Origin of the sequence: Pseudoalteromonas sp. SG43-4, assembly GCF_014164325.1 — a bacterium.
In the GTDB taxonomy this organism is placed as follows: domain Bacteria; phylum Pseudomonadota; class Gammaproteobacteria; order Enterobacterales; family Alteromonadaceae; genus Pseudoalteromonas; species Pseudoalteromonas distincta.
Genome location: NZ_JACJFB010000061.1, coordinates 1 through 457 on the forward strand (window position 1 = coordinate 1; position 457 = coordinate 457).

Consider the following 457-nt stretch of genomic DNA (forward strand, 5'->3'; position numbering starts at 1 on the left):
GAGCGCACTATTAAATTGTTATGTTCTAGGAAGAGAATGAATACTCATAGGATTATTTTAGGAGCTTTATTTTTCGTAATCGGAGCTTTATTTTTCATTATTGTCGGTATGACCTTTGTAAATAACGCAGCTTCTTTTGGCATCATCCAAGGGGTTATCACCCTAGTATTTGTTGCTAGCTTCTTCTTAATGTCCTTTGCAGGCTTCGGATTACTGCGTAATAAAGTTTGGGCTTATTTTCCTGCTCAAATTGCTGCGTACATAAATATTTTAAATATTCCAATTGGCACAGCTATGGCTATCTATTACATTTGGTTTCATCGCTCGTTTATTAAAGAACGAACATAACAAACGCATTAACACTCGCTGCGCTCGCTAGGGACAAATACACGTAGGCTCCCTGCGCTTCGCTCGGTATTTTAGCCTACGTATATTTGCCCGTTATGCGGGAAGTTAG

The 457-nt window shown here is 38.9% G+C and carries 1 protein-coding gene; it reads left to right on the forward strand.

Translation table 11 applies throughout. The features are described from left to right. The coding region (locus H5160_RS20155) for a hypothetical protein (RefSeq protein ID WP_220491203.1) at nt 1-348 on the forward strand (348 nt) is incomplete at its 5' end. Nucleotides 349-457: the final 109 nt, after the last annotated feature.